Genomic DNA, 16,848 nt, shown 5'->3' with positions numbered 1-16,848 from the left:
CTTCTAAATAGACTGTGATTTTACCTTTCTTTTCTTACCTTCTTTCTGTCCCCCGCCTTCGGGCTCACCATCAAGATCTTTCTGCTGTTCTTTAGACTCTTTTTTATCCAAGGCATTTTCCTTTTTCTCTTCCTTGCTTTCGCGGTGGTTAATGCGCTGTTTATCGCCGTCATAGACATTCAAAGTTTTAAATTGCGGGTTCGCCTCTACGTACATCTTGCTTTCCACACCAGCTACAACAAAAGTTACAGACTGCAGGTTTCCTTTTTTTAGCGAGTTTAAAAGATCTTCTTTGTATTTTGGAGTATTCAGTTCTTTAATGGAATGTTTCTCAAGACTTGCTTCCAGATCGTAACCGTAATTTTGATGATATTGCTCCAGCTTAAAATTGGATTTATCATCAGAATTTTTAAAGTCTATTTTCAGCCAAGCATTATAAACTTCTCCTTCTCTGGTTTTCAGGTCCTTATTCACCGAGCGGCCTTCCATTAAATTATAAGCTTCTTTGAGCGTAATATTGCTGCTGTTATTATTAATATAAAAAGTCTGTTCCAATCCTTGTTTGGAATCCTCTTTTTTAAGGTTCACATGATATGAATTAAAAAAGTATAAATCGGTCTGATCTGATTTTTTAAAATTCAGCACTGCAGTCATGGAATCTGCTCCATACACACCTTCTTTCATCAGCTTAAATTCTGTCTCGCCTTTAAGCATTTTCTCTTTCAAGTCCTGGTCGAACGTTTCTCCAAAGCCAGTATATTTCAGCTGGTCTTTTAAGAACTCTAAGTTTTTCTCATTCATAATGTTTATATTTAAGTTATTTCCTAATAATTCATTTTTCTCTCTTTCCAAGCGGGCAAATCCAGTAAGATCAAATGCCTCATTGCATGAAGTATCAATTCCACTCTTCATAAGCATGTTTAAGTCGCTTATCAGCGAAGTTGTCGGCAGACTCTCAAAATAGTCTGCATCGTTAGTCATCTCATAACAGTATTCCCTTGCTTCCCATAAAGTTTTAAAAAACTCAAGAGTGTGGCTGTCAGATATTTCATCTGAAGGAAAAGCTGTATAGTGATAACCACCTGCCACCATTTCTTTAGCAAGCCCCGACAAAATTTCAGTATCGGCTAAGTTTATTGTCATAATATATTTTAAAGTTTAAAAGTCATTACTGCCGGATGCAGGAATTGGAAATGCTTTATCACTTAGATTATTAATATTAACCTCTAAATGCCTTCCACCATTCTTTTCGATGAGCTGAAGTGTCAGATACTTATTCTCAGGAATCGTAAATTTCTCTACTGCATAGACTTTTGTTACTTCAGATTTATAGGGAATTACAGCAGATGATGAAGTGGTATACAGCGGTAGGATTTCTATTTCCTGTGACGCAGTCCGCTTTGATTTTCTCTGGTCCCTTATAAAAAAACGCAGCTGGTCGATATCATAATTAATTTTAGATTTATTTTCCAATACGACCCTCAAATACAAAACATCCTGATGAATAAAAATACCATTTACCTCAAGTCTAATCTGAAACTTCGATTTTTTTAATCCACTGCTCTTTTTCTTTTTTGATAAGGCAAGTGAGGCCAGCTGTTCTATTTTCTTTTGATTTTCGTGCTCCATTGAAAATAAAACATCTTTACTGGCAGGCACAGCATTTTCCGCGTTTATGTTTAAGTCGGGGCAGTTGTCATCATAATTTAGTACAAATACGTACAATCTGGCATCGGTAGTGACCACTGTCAAATTGGTCTGGAAAAAATACTGTTTAGCGGCTTTTACCAGTAGTATATTCTCCACTCCTTTGGCTTTTTGCACCAGCACATCAGCGCTTCCTTTATCTACACTTTTAATCGAGTAAGGAAAAACGATGCTTGTTGTTTTAGAGTACCCGATCTGAAGGTTCTTATACTGCTCTTCATAAAACACAGTTTTTCTTTCTTTTAATTGTGGATAAGCTGAGACATAAACCAGCATTACTAATGTTAAAAACAATTGATTTATTTTTTTCATTTTTTCTCTTTTTTAAGGTTTAATTCTTTTGTTTTTCATCATACAGAAGCACCTGATAACCGGCTTTCACAACCACTTTAACCAGTTTTACTTTTTTGCTCATCAGGCTTTTCGCCGCTTCAATTCCCATCCCGGCCGCCTGCGCACCCCAGGAGTCCGTAAGCCCTGTAAGCCCTAATGTTTGAATAGAACGATCAGCCGAAGCCTTGGCAACATCCCTGCTGACAGCACCGGGAATATAAATCCCGTCAATACCGTCCATATCATACACCGTTAATTCCACCGGAAAAATTGAATTTCGAAACTGAATGTTGTTGATTTTAACTTCCAGCCTCTCCCCTTTTAAAGTTGCTATTCCATATAAAAATGTGTTTTTTGGAATCATAGTACCTTGGAGAAATATATCACTGCTTAGTCTGAGTTTCACCACAGAGCCATTGACAATAGTCTGAGTCTCGTGAATCACAGCCTCTATTGAATTTTGGTGCTGCTCCTGCTCTATATTCTCATCTACTGTATAAAATGAGTTGTTCTTTATAGAACGCAGATCAGTTTTATCCTGCTGAAGTGAAGTCACATTATCTTCTTCTTTTTTACGGTTAACCGTTAAGATTTTTCCCTTTTTATTATCTGAAGACTGTTTTAGCCTTTCCTGCACACGGGATGGATGCTGAATATCCAGTATGTTTTCAAGCATTCCGCCAAGCTGTTTTAGTTCGGGGTCAGGTTCATGGGACTCTCCCATCTTGCTCATCATTTGCTCTAAGCTCTCTATCTCATCAGAAACTCCTTTTGATGAGCCGTAGTTTTCAAATTCTTTCATATCCTGACCGTAATTTTCAGGTATGGCGGGCTGGCTGATTGCTTTTTGAAGGGCCTGCAGTTTTTCGTAAACCTTCTGCTCGCTCCTGTTTTGAAATGATGACGAATTAAAACCTGTTTTGCCTTTTTGAAATCGTTGAACCTCAAAATACGTATCTGGAAACTCTCCTATAGATTCTTGTACTGTTTTTTGATTGGAATAATTAGGATCCTTTTTGATCTGTTCCTGAAGTTTAATAGAATCCACTGCTGCCTGATCATAATAACTCATTTTATCAAGCGCCGAATCTTCTTTAAATTTTGGAAGAGGCAGATTAAAATTAAATCCCTTTTTAATTTCATTTTTACCTCCCATCGCTTCCATCGTCGCTCCTCCCAAAGTGTAAAACAGAATCGTGATGAAAGGAAGTGTTATAAGGGGCAGAACCAAAAGCATTTTTCGCTTTTTGGATTCTTTGGCTGATATTGTTTTATGTTCCATGACTTTACTTTTTAAAATTGATAGTTCTAATTTTTGAAATGACAGCTGTCTTTTGAGCTATTGGAAAATCACTTTCTGAAAACGCTGTATAAATGTTATAGATAAAGTAACTTCCTGTTAGAATGATAAATAAAATCAGCAGACAGATAAGCTTTCTTCTGGGAAGACCATTGATCAGTACATCCATTTTCTGAACCCATTTTGTCTGTGCAGAATGATAATACCTGTGATACACAAAAGGAGTTTGCTGTTTTTTGAATAGTGATTTCATATCCGTCTATTTTCTATTCTCAACTGTTAGATCTTTGTTTTCGATGGTATTGAAGCGTTCAATTAAAAAGCCGTGGGGATTATTGTCACTTCTTGACACATTGCGAAGAGACCCTTCTGTTACAAGGTTTCTTTTCAGAATACTGGTTGTTCTTATAATGTTCTGTTTTGCAAAACATTTAAAGCGGTACGGATAATCACGCATATCTATCGAAATACTGTCAATCTGAATGGTCTGACTAATATTTCCGGAGATAATTCCGGAGTAAAAGCCATTTTCTTTCAGGTCATCATAAATCCGTTTGGCACTGTCATCAGCTAAATAAAGCGCTTTTGTAATATTGGTTTTAATTACTTTATCATCAGGATCAAGGGTAAAGAAAAATTTGTGAAAGGTCTTTACATGATCTCTTGCTTCCACCGGTACATTATCTTTTCTCTCCGACGCGTAAGCTTCAAGCGCTTTTCCATTTGCCAGTATATAAACCTTATCCTGCATCTGGGTTACCGACTCAAAACTTTTGTAAAGTGTATAACAGCTTATCATAATACATCCCACAATAACCAGCATCGTAAACCCTCTTACATATCGGAATGCAATATCAATATTTTTCATTTTGGTAAACATGAGCAGATTTTTTTTGATTATTTTGAATTCCCTTTAAGCCTGTCGCTCATATAGTTTCCTTTCTCCTCAAAGTAAGGGGTACTTCCAGCCGATGATGACATACTTTGGGACATACGCCCTGCCGCATTGCCCATTGCATCCAGTACCATACCAGCTCCCATTGATGTTTTTGAAACCACTGAACTGGTTGAATTACTAAAGAGTCCGGTAACTTTCTGACCTAAGGCGCCTCCTCCGGCAGCGTGGACTATATAATTGGCAACCGATGGAACCGTAAAATATCCTATGATTCCGATAATCATAAAAATCAAGTAAGACATATCGGTCCTGCTGAAAAAGGTGTCCCCTGTTGCCTGAACCTGCGAGAGATCCAGTTTTAGCATCAGTTCCTGAATTTTCCCAATGATGCTTCCAAAGATATTGGCAACAGGAAGCCAGAGATAAATATTGATATATCTTGCCAGCCATACCGTGAGTGTATGCTGAAAACCATCAAAAACAGCTATTCCAAATACAAGAGGTCCGAGAATAGAAAGCACCACGAGTTGAAATGTCCTGAGCGTATCAATGCACAATGCCGCAGCCTCAAACAAAACCCTCAGTACTTCACTCATAAATTCCTTGACAGAATTTCGAAAGTTATAGGAAGCTTTTTCCATTGCAAATTTGACATCGTTGCCGATTCCGGCCAGCATGCTCTCATTGGACGGATCTTCATCATGGGTGTACTTATACCATTTATCCCTATCCCCTGTTCCTGCAACACCAACATACATTTTCCACGGATCAGTCTCTCTTATCGCTTTTTCTTTCTCTTTGAGAAGGACTGCAACAGCATTGTTCGATCCTGTAACCATAGCGGCAGTTGCCGTAACTGTGGGTTTCATAACCCCGTTAATTAGCGCGAGTACCGAAGGAAAAATCATAATGCAAAATCCAATCACAAAAGGCCTGAAGAGCGGATAAAAATCAATGGGTTCGGCGTTGGCAATATGTCTCCATACTCGCGAAGCTATATACCAAATCGTTCCGAATCCCGCTATACCCTGACCTACCGCTAAAAGATTACTGCATAACGGCATCATCTCATCATACAGCTGATCCAAAACGGTATGAAGACTCTGCATGTTATCGCCCAGCCCCTGAGCATGAATAGCAAAAGACATCATAAATACCCCAATTGTAAAAACAATTGTTTTGCAAGACTTACAAATGTTCATCGCTTTAGTTTTTTAGTTCGTGAAGTTCTTTGGAAGCATAAACATCCTTCGCTTCTTTTGCTCTTTGCAGTGCCAGCACATTTGATGTAGCATTAAAGTTTCTGAGAAAAAAAAGCTTATCCTGCATCTGGAGGTAAATACCATCTATTGCGTGGAGCCTTTCATCATCCGACATCCTGAGTTTATCGGCTGTTACAACCATTGTGAGTTCATCAAGGTTCCTTAAACTCTGGCTCAGAAGATTTCCATAAACTTTTTCAAAATAGCTGATTTCCTTTTCGCTAAAGTTGCCGCTCTTTACAAAACGATTCAATCCATTTTTGCTTTCCTTCATCAGCAGCATCTGAAAATTGATGATGTCCCCTACCCTTTTGTAATTTTTCACAACAGGGCTCACCTGCATAAGGGCATCCAGAAAAGTTTTATGCAGGCTAAAATTTCCTTCTGCCATATCCTTGACTGTTTTATAGCCGCCGGAAAGAAGTTCATAACCCTTTTTCATATCGCTTAGGATTTTTTTAAACTGGGAGAGTTTTTCAATGTTTAAGATTAACTGCTGGATTTCCGCTGACTGCGCCTTTGCTGTGTTAGGAACAAAAGCCAAGCAAACTAGCAATATTAAAATCAATATTTTTTTCATCGTTTTTTATTTTATAATCCATAGATAGCTCCTGCATTTCGGACATCTCCTTTTTCACGAGTCTTTGATAAAGACAGAAGTTTCGCTTCATTGCTGAAAGACAAACAGAAATGATAATCCTCCAGCATCATTTTGTGCAGCGCATCAATACGCTCGATCCTCTGGTCGTCTTTAAGTTCCAGTTTGGAATCGGTGGTAATAACCAAAAGCTGGTCAAGGGTATCACTGCAGTTCCCAAGCAGTCTTTCAAAAGAACGCTCTATATAATCGAGTTCACTGCCGTGAAACAGATCATTTCCTTTAAGTTCGGCATATGTCCTTTTACATATTTTCATTATTTTAAACTGCATCGAGAGAATTTCAGCTGCTTTATAATAATTACTAACCTTGGGATTAATCTTCAGAAGCGACGTAAAATAATCACCATGAAGATTCACTTCTCCCCTCTTTGCATCGCCAATAAAATTCAGTCCTTTTGACACAACTGAATATCCTTTTCTAGCATAATCAATATAAACCTGAAGCGCAGCGATCTGCAAAAGCAGTTCCTTTCTCTGCTTGGCCTGCGCCTGAATTCCCTGATGCATAAACAGTACGATCAAGGATAATGAGATTATTTTTTTCATGATATTTTCATTGAATTACGGAATTCCGTAAAATTGTTTGACCTGATTGACATCCGCCTCTGTTTTGGCCCTCTGAAGACTGAGCATCACATTCTGCTGATTAAAAAGCGTGAGATCATCATAATTGGCATCAATCTGATCTGCAGCTTCATTAATAATTTCGAGTCTTTTCAGATCGCTCATCTGCGTGCTGAAAGAATCAAGTATTAAAAAAATATGATCCATATTCTTCAAGCTTTCTTCCAAAATACCCGAATAAACACGCTCCATATATTGGATTTCATTGTCTTTAAAATGAGTATCCTGTTTGAATAAATTCCAGGCTCTTTCATATTCCTGTACCAGTTTAGTCTGTTTCTTGGTAATATCTTTTATCCTCTGGTAATAGGTAATAATAGATTTTACTTTTGCCAGTTCTTCGTAATAGCCTTTATATAAATCTTTCTGCTTTTTAGTCCAGTCCGAAATTTCATCCAGCTTTAACTTAGAGAGTACATTCTCTACCTGCTTCTGGGCATTCTGAAGCCAGATCGTTTTGTTCTGAAGTTTCTGAATCCTAAGGTCAATTGCTTTAATCACTTTTTTGGTGACCGCTTTTACAATTTCCAGTATCGGCAGTGCAGCTGTCTTTTCTACCGGTCTTGCCGGCGTGCTGATTAGCACTAGACAGATTATGTACGTAATTATTTTTGCTTTCATTTTTTCCTTTAAATTAATTTCCACTCCTCATATCGCGGGCCATAGCTGCGATGCCTTTTTTGATGTCGCCCCCAAACTTTTGGGCATAGGTATTCATTTTCACTTTCTCGCTTTCCTCTGTGGTGTAGGCCAAATACTCCTCCAATGAAACTTCTGTTCGGTACACTTTTGAAAGCATACTTCCCAGTGAAATAAACACTTCCTTATATTTCTTATCAGGATCATTCGCTTTATTAACCGATAGCACCAATGCCTTTTCTTTTTCGGTCAGCCCAAGCAATTCCTGTATCTGATCAAATTTATTCTGGTATTTGCTTTGGTCCAGCAGGATCTTGCAGTCACTGTTATTGATAATGGCCTGTTTGACAACTGGCGATGAAATAATATCTTCAACCTCCTGAGTGACTACAATGGCTTCTCCAAAGAATTTCCGCACGGTCTTGAATAAATACTTAATATATTCGGACATTCCTTCTTTAGCAATCGCTTTCCATGCCTCTTCAATCAGGATCATCTTGCGGATGCCTTTGAGCTTTCTCATTTTGCTGATAAAAACCTCCATGATAATGATCGTTACCACAGGAAATAGAATCGGATGATCCTTGATATTATCCAGTTCAAATACGATAAACCTTTCCTTTAAAAGTTCCAGATTCTCTGTGGCATTTAATAGATAATCAAACTCTCCTCCTTTGTAATAGGGCCGTAGTACATATAGAAAATTGTTTACATCAAAATCCTTTTCTTTCACCTTATCGCCTTGCAAAATCTTTACAAAATCATCTTTCAGGAAGTCGTAAAAACTGTTGAAACATGGGAAGAGATCGGAGTTCAACTCCAGTTTTTCATAGTAGAGCTGAAGCGCATTTGATAAAGCTACATACTCGCTCCGATTAAAGGTTTCATCGTCTTTTTTCCAAAGTGCCAGAAGCAGTGTTTTTATGCTTTCTTTCTTCTCGGTATCCAGAGTATCTCCTTCCGATATATAAAAAGGATTAAAACGGATCGGGTTCTTCTCATCGTAAGTGAAATAATATCCGTTAACCATATCGCAAAGCCCCTTATAGCTGTGACCGACATCCACCAGAACAATATGTGTCCCTTGCTCATAATAGCTTCTGACCATATGATTGGTAAAAAATGACTTACCGCTTCCCGAGGGACCGAGTATAAACTTATTACGGTTGGTGCAAATCCCCATTTTGACGGGCTCATCGCTGATATCCACATGAACAGGTTTTCCAGTTAGCCTGTCTCCCAGCCTGATGCCAACAGGACTGAGTGAAGACCTGTAGCCCGTTTCCATATTCAGGAAACATACTGCCTGCTCGGTGAAAGTGTCAAACGTATCATTCATCGGAAAATCAGCTGCGTTTCCCGGAATCCCTGCCCAGAAAATCTGCGGAGCACCGACTGTTTCCTGCTTGGCTGCCGCGTCCATCTGAGCGAGGGCTGAAGATACTTTGTTCTTAATATCCTTCAGTTGCTCTTTGTCTGTACTCCAAGCCAGCACATTAAAATGTGCCTTAACCGGAAGGCGCTGCCGGGACACCGCTTCATTGAGAAAATCATTCGTCGCATCCCTGGCAATCATATTTTCCCTACTGTATGCCGATAAAGACTGAAGCCTTAATCTTTTGCTTTCCAATTTTTGAATCGTTTTTTGGGCGTCTTCAATAAACAGATATTGATTATAAATATGATTACAGGATAAAAGCTGTCCGAGTGTTGATGCAAAGCCAACACTGAATTTGGTTTTATCAGTGGAATACCGGTCAAAGTTGATTCGAGAACCACACAACGCTGGCAGATCAGCCGCATCCCCAAGTGCGAAAAGCTGGCAATGTTTATCGCCAACCGCTAAACCTTCATCAAATTTGATATCCTTAAAAACAAATGAATCTTCGCTCCCGGATAAAAAACAGTATTTTTCTATGAGTCCCAATTTTCTGCTCTCGCTTCGAAGCACATCATTTTTCAATCGGGTAAGCTTGACAAAACCGCTGTCTTCCATAATTCTTTTAAACTGGCCGGTACAGTCAATAAAATCCTGTAACAGCTGCGCTTTTAGAGTTTCCTCCGGTACTATCGAACGCCTAAGTAGATTTGAGAAAAGCGAACTTGAATTCTTCCTTCCCTGTGGCTTCTTAGTCAGCATAATGTAACAGGAATGATCCAAAAAAGGTCTTTCATTAAAAAACCGCTCACTGCTCCGGGTTAAAAAACTGCTGTCATCACTCGTAAAATCAGCTTTGTAACTCTTTTCTAAAAACCAGTCCTGCTTGTGAAAAACACAGAATTTGGGAAGCACCTTTATTGCTTTTATCCACGACTGATGAAAAGCTTCATACTCCTGATCAGACAAAGTAAAAATCTCAGGCAGCTCAGCCTTAAACACTACAGTTACATCGCCCTGTTTTGATAAAATACAGTCATGTTCTACTGCCATAATCGGCAGTAAATCTTCCATCCTCTTCTCCATCACCCTTCATTTTCATTATTAACGTTCTACAACCATGCCTTTAAAAAAAATAGCCCTACTGTAAACTTTTATACATTTTGGAACCTGCTTTTTGGCCAGCGCCTTCATCATGCCGTATTCTCCGTACTGGTTGCTCATTTTATATATTTTAAAAACTAGAAAAGCACCAGCTGTTCCAACGAGTCCAACACACAATAGTGACGGAAGGCCAATAATATATATGACTGCAAAAAGAATCATAAGCGATACAACGCCTCCTCCCAAATACCATATGTACTGAGCCTTTAAGCCTTTAAATTCTATACTCTGATTGATTCCTTTGTTGATCTGATAAACACTGTTACTCATAAGATCTCATGTTTAAACCCCGAAGAAGGATTTAATTACTGTAGCCACTACAACCAGAAACACACAGCTACCGAACCATGCTGCCGCCACTTTTCCTGTATCGGGATCGCCCGCATTCCATTTCTGATACACTTTAACTGCACCTATAAGGCCCAGTATAGCCCCGACAGCGTACATAAGTTCTGTACCTGCATCAAAATAACTCCTGACTTTTTGGTTGGCTTCGTTAATTCCGGCCACACCATCCTGCGCGTAAATTCTTGTTTCGTATACTAACATCAAGACAAGAATGCAATACGACATTAATTTTTCCTCATCTAAATCCTTTAATTTCCACCAGCATTTTCTCATCACACATCATTTTTAAAGTTTATATCAATTTTAAAAAGCAGAGGAATATCGCCGTTGCAACTCTATTTCCTGTCACATAAAGCCATACCGCACCAGAGAGAACAGGGATTGTTCCTCCACTAAATTTTTAATTCTCTTCTTCCCACAAACTGTCCATCTCCACATTGGTCAGGAGGAATTCGGGATATTTGGCACTCTCCAAAACAGCAAGCGAATTGATTTTCTCACGCAGTGCCGACTGCTTTACAAACGGATATTCCAGGAGGATAAAACGGATGTAATTTTTAAATGCCGCTTTGGATAATCCTCCGGCATCACTTTCAGTAAACACTGTTAAAATCTTATTATACAATTCCTCCGCATCTTCCAGTGTACTGAAAGATTCCTTGAATTCGGAGAACGGCCCTGAGGAAAAGTCCTCTTTCCGATTCGAAGATTTAATCTTATTTTTAAAAAGGTCCTGGATATTTTTCCGGTAGTAGTTAAAAATAAGATAACCGTACCACACCAAAACGAAAAGAGCCACTGTAGTCAGGTAACTGCTCCATGAAACATTTGAAAACATAACTTTTTCTTTAAAGATTAGACATCACCACCTAAAATCATAAATGGATTATGATTTTATTACACCGCAAAGAAACAGCAGATACAGCCCTGCTACAAGTACAACTTTCCCTGTACCCTTTTGTACCCTAGTAAGTTAAATTTTTAAAAACCTTTTTTAACTGCCAGAAGAACGTGAAAAAGCAGGATAAAAAAAGCCCCTGAAAGCACTTTTGCTTTCAGGGGCCTGATGGGCTTATGAGCTTATTTTATTTTGATCGCACTGCTTTAATAAGTTTTGCATTCCTTCTGTCCGCTCTGGAATTCTGAAGCGATATTACAGCCCAGATTGCTGCGGGAATCCAACCGATCAGCGTAATCTGCAGTATGAGACACAGCAGTGCTGTCAAAAGTTTTCCACGCAGAAAAAAGGACAGCGATGGAAGAAATATAGCGATTAAAGTCATCATAGTTTTTAGTTTAAGTTAACGGTTAAAAGTGCATAATTTAAAATCATCCGTGAATTATTAGTCTGCAATTGCCTCGTTTTGTTTCAATGCATGCAGTAATAATTCAAAAATTAATACGACCTGATTTTTTTAATCATTTTCTCGAGCGTCATAATGGCTATGTTTTTATCATTCTCTTCAGCATTATAGGACTTGCTTCTGACTGAATGATAAGACAAATCTCTTTTAAACGCCGTGGACAGATGAGGCACGATCCTTTGAAAAACAAGGCTCATGGATCGGGATTTCACCACCCGCGCTTCATCGGCTGCCCGCAGAATAATGGCGATCTGATCCGCAGAAAGATCACATTCCAGCTTATTTTCCTTTTTATCCTGAGGCACTGACTCTTTAAGCGAAACAGCCAAGAGTTCCACCTGTCTTTCCAGATACTGTGTCTCATGGACAAACCAGTTTCCCAGTACTGTTTTAAGATGCTGCGTTCCTGCTTTAAAAAAAAGCTTCTCATTAGAATAAATCTGATTGAACTCCTTGCGGTAATACGAAAGCAGGCTCAGTTTCTCCGACAATTCCTGCTCTGTCACGAGTTTTGAAACCAGACGCTGGGCCAGCAGGTCTATGTAAGCACCACTGTTGAAATTCAGTCCTATGAGCACATGATCGAGCATAGAGAAAAGCCCATGCGCTTCTAAAATACTTGCCTGTTCCAATTCATTTAAAAGTGTTCGTTCATACAGCAGCTGGCGGAAAGTTATCCTGTTTCTGTCCTGCATTGAAAGGGATAATTCGAGCTCCCTAATCACCACATTTAAAACCTGCTGCACTTCCATATTTTCCACTTTCCTCTTCTTAAGGCTTTTTAATTTCAGCTGCAGTTCCTTTCTGGACACCAGCAGATAGGTTATCGGCACCCTCTCATCTAAACTCAGATAACTGGAAAACCGTTTCTCTAAAAAGGACAGCAGATCGTCTAAGCATTTAACTACGACCGCAGCAGTGGCGGCTAACAGAGGCTTCTGAAATGCACTGCATTTATGGCTGTCCACTATCGTATCCAAAAGAAAGATCAGCATGGAATGATACTTTCGCACCAGAAGACGGATCTGTCTTTTTCGTCTGAGATCGAAAATTTCATTTTTAATCCTGACCTGGATTCGGCTGGACTCTTTTACAGCATGTTCTGAAATAACAGCCAGTTCAACTTCTGTCAATCGGTTTACATCTGTTTTATCGGGATTAAAATGAACCAGTATCAGCGTATCAAGCCATTCTAAAGGATAGTTATTGTTCATCATTTTCATGTTTAATTGCAGTTAACAGTTAAGACTAACGACTCTTAAATTTATCGGCAGCATTCGAACGAAATTCTGACGGTGTGCATGACATCCATTTTTTAAAAAAGATGCCGAATGAGGTGGAAGAACTAAACTCCAGATCCTCAGCAATTTCAGCAATGCTGTAATTAGAATTTTCCAGCATTTGTAACGCTTCAGCAAGTACTGCTTCGGTTATCATCTTTTTGGCAGTCTTTCCCACAGCCTCCTTCACCGCCCTGTTCAGATATTCGGGAGCCACATAAAGTGCCCCGGCATAAAATTTGACGTTGTGATGTTTTCGGCAATGAATGGATAAAACAGTTAAGAACCTTGCTGTTAAAGCCTCAGCTTTTGACACATGAAGACCCGATGAAGCAATATATATGGAATAAATGTACTTGAGTTCAAAAAACAGCAGATCAGAACTTAATCGCTGCAGTTCCAGTTCAAAATCACCTGCCGGCCGCTTCTGCCCTTCAGCATAAATCAGCCTGCAGATTAAGTACAGTACAAGATAATCAATGGAATCAAGACTTACTTGTACAGGCTGATTTCCATAGAGGTAAAACAAGGTACTCTCTTTATTGTATTTAAGTCCGTGCAATTGTTTAGCGGAAGAAAATACAATTAAAAAAAACTGGAGTTTATCTCCTGCCTCGATCTGCGTGCAGAGCAATTTTTCAGGCAGGATTATCAAATCATAAGGCTCCAGATCAAGAACGATTTCTCCAGTCCGTATTTTAAATCTCCCGGACTTCATAAGCAGTGCTGCAGGATAATGAAGATTAAATTTTTCATCTGCAGGAGTCTCAGCAACATACTTTTTGACCCTGTAAACTGTAGCTCCTAAAAAAGGAAACTTATTCACCTCTTTGTTAATCAAATCTTTCAGCATAGATTCGTCTAATTAAAAGACAGCTCAAAAGAAACTGCTTCTGTTAGCCATTAAACCTGTTATTTACGACTATATAGAACAGTCCATAAAGATTAAGAAGTACTGTAATATACAGCAGATAGAAGGTAAATCTGGTATGCACGATTACCATAGCGTCATAGGTTCCATCAAAGATAAAAAGCGCTGTAATGAAGCCGAGACTTAACAGATTAAAAAATACCAGCAGCACATATAAAACAGTTGGCAGTTTCATTTAAGCTATCATTGTTTTAAATTTAAATAACTTCGGACAGTAAAGCGATTATCGAAATAATCGGCATTTCATTGGTTCCAAAAAAAGGTCTAACGGATTTACCTCCTACGTTTGTCTCCCAGTCCCTGTCTTTGCGGTCCTCAGCGGAATAGAGTGAATATCTTGAAATAGAAGCTACTGTGAGGATCGTTTCCATTTCTTCAGCTGAAAAAACAGTATCATTCAGTACTTCTTGCTCATAATCAGTAATGTAGTCATAAGTTACACTGAATTCTTGCTGCCTCTTAACAATAAGATGCTGCAGAAAGGTGATCAAATTGTTCTTTGCATAAACCTGCAGCACACTATTTTCAACAATTAAGATCATACTTTCATCAGGATCCTCCATTATGGATTCTACCATTTCGTCAGTAAAGGGTATTAACCTGCCTGTCGGGTTTCCATTTCTAAACACCTTTGCAGAAACATGCCTGATCTGACCGGAAAGTGCTGAGACGGAATTTGGTGCCTGATGATCCTGATAATAAAACTGCAGCGCATCATAAATTGCTTTCCCTCTGGCATCAAAGGGATTAGAGGTATTAGCTGGATACTCTTCCGGCATAATAGCTCTCGGAGCAGACAAATTTGCAACAGTGCTAATATCTTCCCCGGCAGAACAGGAAACAAAAAAAACAGAAGTGATAATGCATAATAAAAAGGTTTTCATGATTTGAATGGTTTGAAGGTGAATGGGAATATCTTCCCAGTTCCTTTCATCCGGATAAGCAGAACTTTTATCCGGCACCATGCCGGACATTTTGCTTTTGAATTCAGGACAAAACTATTCCGCTTAAAAATCTCCCGCAACCTTATATCAGTGGATTTTCGTCAATTACACTATGGATTTTCGAGAAATCCACAGTGCTTTTTTCCTCAACATTCCTTTATTATTCAATCGTTTATGTTATTTTTATATTAATTTAAAGTAAACCAATTCATACAGTTTCAAATTAGAAGTTCAGCGTTATCCCCAGTTAAACTTCCATTAATGCCATCCCTATGAATCGAAAAAATCTACTTTTACTATTGCTCCTTTTTTTTTATTTGGCATCTGCCCAGAAAAACAATTTTAAGATACCGGATTCACTGAAGAAAAAGGATTACGAATACCTTGATGATAAAATTTATCATTTCAGAAAGGACAGTGCCCAGGCGTCAATATATGCATATGCCCTGCTTTACAGAGCCAAATCAGAACAGAACTGGAAGGAAATTATAAACGGCTATCAAAACCTGCTGCACATGTCTCCTCTAAAACTGCGCATTGTTTATGCTGACAGCATGATTTATGCGGCAAAAAAATCAAATAATGATGAACTGATCGGTAGTTCCTATCTTAGTAAAGGAATTGTGTACTACAGCCAGAGGATCCAGGATCAGGCAATGGATAATTACCTTGCCGCCAACAGCTATATTTCAAAAACCAGCAACCAATACTTAATTCATAAGGTTAAATACAGTATTGCGCAGACTAAATTTTATATCGGATTTTACGATGAGGCTGTCTCACTTCTGCAGGAGTGCATCGTATATTACAAAGACGGGCACGCGAGGCCTTATCTGAATTCGCTGCACTCCCTTGGACTGTGTTATAACAAACTTGGTAATTTTGGCCGGTGCTCTGAAATAAACGCTCTTGGAATCTCGGAAAGCAAAAGACTCAAAATTGAAGAAATGACGCCTTACTTTATTCACTCAGAAGGCATCAATGAATATTTTAAGAAGAATTACGGAGCCTCAATCAAAAATATTGAATCTTCAATTGAAGCCATTAAGGAAAATGATGACTCTGCCAATGAGGAAGTCGGATACTTTTACATAGGCAAATGTTACTGGTCACTGCATCAGAAAGAAAAAGCGTTAACTTATTTCCAGCGGGTAGATAAAATTTTCAATGAAAAAAAAATATTGAGGCCGGATTTAAGACAGGCTTTTGAGCTGATGATCAATTATTATAAAACCAAAAAAGATTTTAATAAACAGCTGTATTACGTTGACCAGCTGCTTAAAGCGGACACCCTGCTGACAGAAACCAATAAATACATAGTAGGAAAAATCCACAAGCAGTATGATACCAAAGAACTTCTTCTGGAAAAGGAAAGAATTACAATGGAAAATGAGAAAATGGTGGCAGAACTGCATTGGGAGAAATATTACCACTGGATATTTGCAGGGGTTATTTTACTGCTGTTTATGGTACTTCTTGCTGTTACTTACCGCTATCAAAAAATTAGAAAAAAATATAAAAAGAACTATCAGTTTCATGTCGAAGAACAGCAGAAAGCTAAAGATAAGCCAAAAGCACCAACAGAAAAAGTTCCTATCAAAAATATAAATTCCGAAACTGTTGCTTTACTTTTAAAACATTTTGAAAATTTCGAAAAGGATAAAAAGTTCCTTGACAAAGACTGGAACCTCAGCAGTCTGTCTTCAGCCTTTAATACCAATCCGAAGTATGTCTCCAATATCCTGGAACATTTCAGAACTAAAGGTATTAATGAATATATAAACGGACTTCGAATTGATTATATCATCAATCTGCTTCAGACAGAATCCAAATTCAAGCATTATACTTATGAAGCATTGGCAAAAGAAGCAGGTTTCAGCACCACGGAACGCTTTAAAAAAGCATTTTTAGCCAAAATGGGATTCTCTCCATCATTCTTTATCAATAAGCTAAAAAAAGAAAAAACCTAATAGCTTTACAGAAAATAATAGTAGGATATGATTTTTAACTTTTTAC

18 protein-coding genes are annotated in these 16,848 nt (G+C 38.4%); 1 reads left to right on the top strand and 17 read right to left on the bottom strand.

Features of this window, described 5'->3' with window-relative positions; all coding sequences use genetic code 11:
- Window positions 1-3 precede the first annotated feature (3 nt).
- The 17 genes from FLP_RS10815 to FLP_RS10735 all read right to left on the bottom strand — a co-directional run bounded on the left by FLP_RS10815 (window position 4) and on the right by FLP_RS10735 (window position 14,862).
- Complete coding sequence (locus tag FLP_RS10815; RefSeq protein ID WP_083195845.1) at window positions 4-1,143, bottom strand: hypothetical protein; 1,140 nt, start codon at window positions 1,141-1,143, stop codon at window positions 4-6.
- A 15-nt stretch (window positions 1,144-1,158) separates the two neighbouring features.
- Window positions 1,159-2,019, bottom strand: coding sequence for a conjugative transposon protein TraN (traN, locus tag FLP_RS10810; RefSeq protein ID WP_065449532.1), 861 nt, complete (start codon window positions 2,017-2,019; stop codon window positions 1,159-1,161).
- 19 nt (window positions 2,020-2,038) lie between these two features.
- Window positions 2,039-3,322, bottom strand: a complete 1,284-nt coding sequence (gene traM, locus FLP_RS10805) for a conjugative transposon protein TraM (protein WP_065449531.1) — start codon at window positions 3,320-3,322, stop codon at window positions 2,039-2,041.
- Between the two features lie 4 nt (window positions 3,323-3,326).
- Entirely contained in the window at window positions 3,327-3,593 is a 267-nt protein-coding gene (locus FLP_RS10800) for a hypothetical protein (protein WP_065449530.1), read from the bottom strand.
- Between the two features lie 6 nt (window positions 3,594-3,599).
- Window positions 3,600-4,220 carry a conjugative transposon protein TraK gene (gene traK, locus FLP_RS10795; protein ID WP_065449529.1) on the bottom strand — a complete coding sequence of 207 codons (621 nt, stop codon included), beginning with the start codon at window positions 4,218-4,220 and terminating at the stop codon, window positions 3,600-3,602.
- Between the two features lie 17 nt (window positions 4,221-4,237).
- A complete protein-coding gene (traJ, locus tag FLP_RS10790) occupies window positions 4,238-5,389 on the bottom strand; it encodes a conjugative transposon protein TraJ (protein WP_089477460.1) in 1,152 nt (383 codons plus the stop codon).
- Between the two features lie 55 nt (window positions 5,390-5,444).
- On the bottom strand, window positions 5,445-6,080 hold the full coding sequence (locus FLP_RS10785; protein ID WP_065449528.1) for a hypothetical protein: 636 nt from the start codon (window positions 6,078-6,080) through the stop codon (window positions 5,445-5,447).
- Between the two features lie 11 nt (window positions 6,081-6,091).
- Window positions 6,092-6,706 (bottom strand): hypothetical protein, encoded by a 615-nt coding sequence (locus FLP_RS10780; RefSeq protein ID WP_065449527.1) that lies wholly within the window; start codon window positions 6,704-6,706, stop codon window positions 6,092-6,094.
- Window positions 6,707-6,721: 15 nt separating this feature from the next.
- Window positions 6,722-7,405, bottom strand: a complete 684-nt coding sequence (locus FLP_RS10775; protein ID WP_065450244.1) for a conjugal transfer protein TraI — start codon at window positions 7,403-7,405, stop codon at window positions 6,722-6,724.
- A 13-nt stretch (window positions 7,406-7,418) separates the two neighbouring features.
- Window positions 7,419-9,887, bottom strand: coding sequence for a TraG family conjugative transposon ATPase (locus FLP_RS10770; RefSeq protein WP_065449526.1), 2,469 nt, complete (start codon window positions 9,885-9,887; stop codon window positions 7,419-7,421).
- Window positions 9,888-9,905: 18 nt separating this feature from the next.
- Entirely contained in the window at window positions 9,906-10,235 is a 330-nt protein-coding gene (locus tag FLP_RS10765; RefSeq protein ID WP_065449525.1) for a DUF4133 domain-containing protein, read from the bottom strand.
- A 12-nt stretch (window positions 10,236-10,247) separates the two neighbouring features.
- Window positions 10,248-10,538, bottom strand: coding sequence for a DUF4134 domain-containing protein (locus tag FLP_RS10760; protein WP_243397568.1), 291 nt, complete (start codon window positions 10,536-10,538; stop codon window positions 10,248-10,250).
- Window positions 10,539-10,713: 175 nt separating this feature from the next.
- Entirely contained in the window at window positions 10,714-11,151 is a 438-nt protein-coding gene (locus FLP_RS10755) for a hypothetical protein (protein ID WP_065449523.1), read from the bottom strand.
- A 247-nt stretch (window positions 11,152-11,398) separates the two neighbouring features.
- Entirely contained in the window at window positions 11,399-11,596 is a 198-nt protein-coding gene (locus tag FLP_RS10750) for a YqaE/Pmp3 family membrane protein (RefSeq protein ID WP_065449522.1), read from the bottom strand.
- Window positions 11,597-11,709: 113 nt separating this feature from the next.
- Complete coding sequence (locus FLP_RS10745) at window positions 11,710-12,900, bottom strand: hypothetical protein (RefSeq protein WP_083195844.1); 1,191 nt, start codon at window positions 12,898-12,900, stop codon at window positions 11,710-11,712.
- A gap of 25 nt (window positions 12,901-12,925) precedes the next feature.
- Window positions 12,926-13,810 (bottom strand): helix-turn-helix domain-containing protein, encoded by an 885-nt coding sequence (locus tag FLP_RS10740; RefSeq protein ID WP_065449521.1) that lies wholly within the window; start codon window positions 13,808-13,810, stop codon window positions 12,926-12,928.
- Window positions 13,811-14,085: 275 nt separating this feature from the next.
- Complete coding sequence (locus FLP_RS10735) at window positions 14,086-14,862, bottom strand: hypothetical protein (RefSeq protein ID WP_065449520.1); 777 nt, start codon at window positions 14,860-14,862, stop codon at window positions 14,086-14,088.
- Window positions 14,863-15,104: 242 nt separating this feature from the next.
- Between FLP_RS10735 and FLP_RS10730 the strand changes: the two genes are divergently transcribed.
- Window positions 15,105-16,802 (top strand): helix-turn-helix domain-containing protein, encoded by a 1,698-nt coding sequence (locus FLP_RS10730; RefSeq protein WP_065449519.1) that lies wholly within the window; start codon window positions 15,105-15,107, stop codon window positions 16,800-16,802.
- Window positions 16,803-16,848 lie beyond the last annotated feature (46 nt).

Source organism: Flavobacterium piscis (assembly GCF_001686925.1).
GTDB classification, from domain to species: Bacteria; Bacteroidota; Bacteroidia; order Flavobacteriales; family Flavobacteriaceae; genus Flavobacterium; species Flavobacterium piscis.
The sequence above is the reverse complement of the archived record's forward strand: the minus strand, read 5'-3'. Positions and strand labels throughout refer to the sequence as shown.

Bases quoted from the DNA above. Each gene is read 5' to 3' on its own strand.
- traN (WP_065449532.1), bottom strand. From the start codon at position 2,019: ATGAAAAAAATAAATCAATTGTTTTTAACATTAGTAATGCTGGTTTAT.
- traK (WP_065449529.1), bottom strand. From the start codon at position 4,220: ATGTTTACCAAAATGAAAAATATTGATATTGCATTCCGATATGTAAGA.
- FLP_RS10745 (WP_083195844.1), bottom strand. From the start codon at position 12,900: ATGAAAATGATGAACAATAACTATCCTTTAGAATGGCTTGATACGCTG.
- FLP_RS10735 (WP_065449520.1), bottom strand. From the start codon at position 14,862: ATGTCCGGCATGGTGCCGGATAAAAGTTCTGCTTATCCGGATGAAAGG.
- FLP_RS10760 (WP_243397568.1), bottom strand. From the start codon at position 10,538: ATGTCGTATTGCATTCTTGTCTTGATGTTAGTATACGAAACAAGAATT.
- FLP_RS10730 (WP_065449519.1), top strand. From the start codon at position 15,105: ATGAATCGAAAAAATCTACTTTTACTATTGCTCCTTTTTTTTTATTTG.
- FLP_RS10800 (WP_065449530.1), bottom strand. From the start codon at position 3,593: ATGAAATCACTATTCAAAAAACAGCAAACTCCTTTTGTGTATCACAGG.
- FLP_RS10755 (WP_065449523.1), bottom strand. From the start codon at position 11,151: ATGTTTTCAAATGTTTCATGGAGCAGTTACCTGACTACAGTGGCTCTT.
- FLP_RS10770 (WP_065449526.1), bottom strand. From the start codon at position 9,887: ATGGAGAAGAGGATGGAAGATTTACTGCCGATTATGGCAGTAGAACAT.
- traJ (WP_089477460.1), bottom strand. From the start codon at position 5,389: ATGATGTCTTTTGCTATTCATGCTCAGGGGCTGGGCGATAACATGCAG.
- FLP_RS10780 (WP_065449527.1), bottom strand. From the start codon at position 6,706: ATGAAAAAAATAATCTCATTATCCTTGATCGTACTGTTTATGCATCAG.
- traM (WP_065449531.1), bottom strand. From the start codon at position 3,322: ATGGAACATAAAACAATATCAGCCAAAGAATCCAAAAAGCGAAAAATG.
- FLP_RS10765 (WP_065449525.1), bottom strand. From the start codon at position 10,235: ATGAGTAACAGTGTTTATCAGATCAACAAAGGAATCAATCAGAGTATA.
- FLP_RS10785 (WP_065449528.1), bottom strand. From the start codon at position 6,080: ATGAAAAAAATATTGATTTTAATATTGCTAGTTTGCTTGGCTTTTGTT.
- FLP_RS10815 (WP_083195845.1), bottom strand. From the start codon at position 1,143: ATGACAATAAACTTAGCCGATACTGAAATTTTGTCGGGGCTTGCTAAA.
- FLP_RS10750 (WP_065449522.1), bottom strand. From the start codon at position 11,596: ATGACTTTAATCGCTATATTTCTTCCATCGCTGTCCTTTTTTCTGCGT.
- FLP_RS10775 (WP_065450244.1), bottom strand. From the start codon at position 7,405: ATGAAAGCAAAAATAATTACGTACATAATCTGTCTAGTGCTAATCAGC.
- FLP_RS10740 (WP_065449521.1), bottom strand. From the start codon at position 13,810: ATGCTGAAAGATTTGATTAACAAAGAGGTGAATAAGTTTCCTTTTTTA.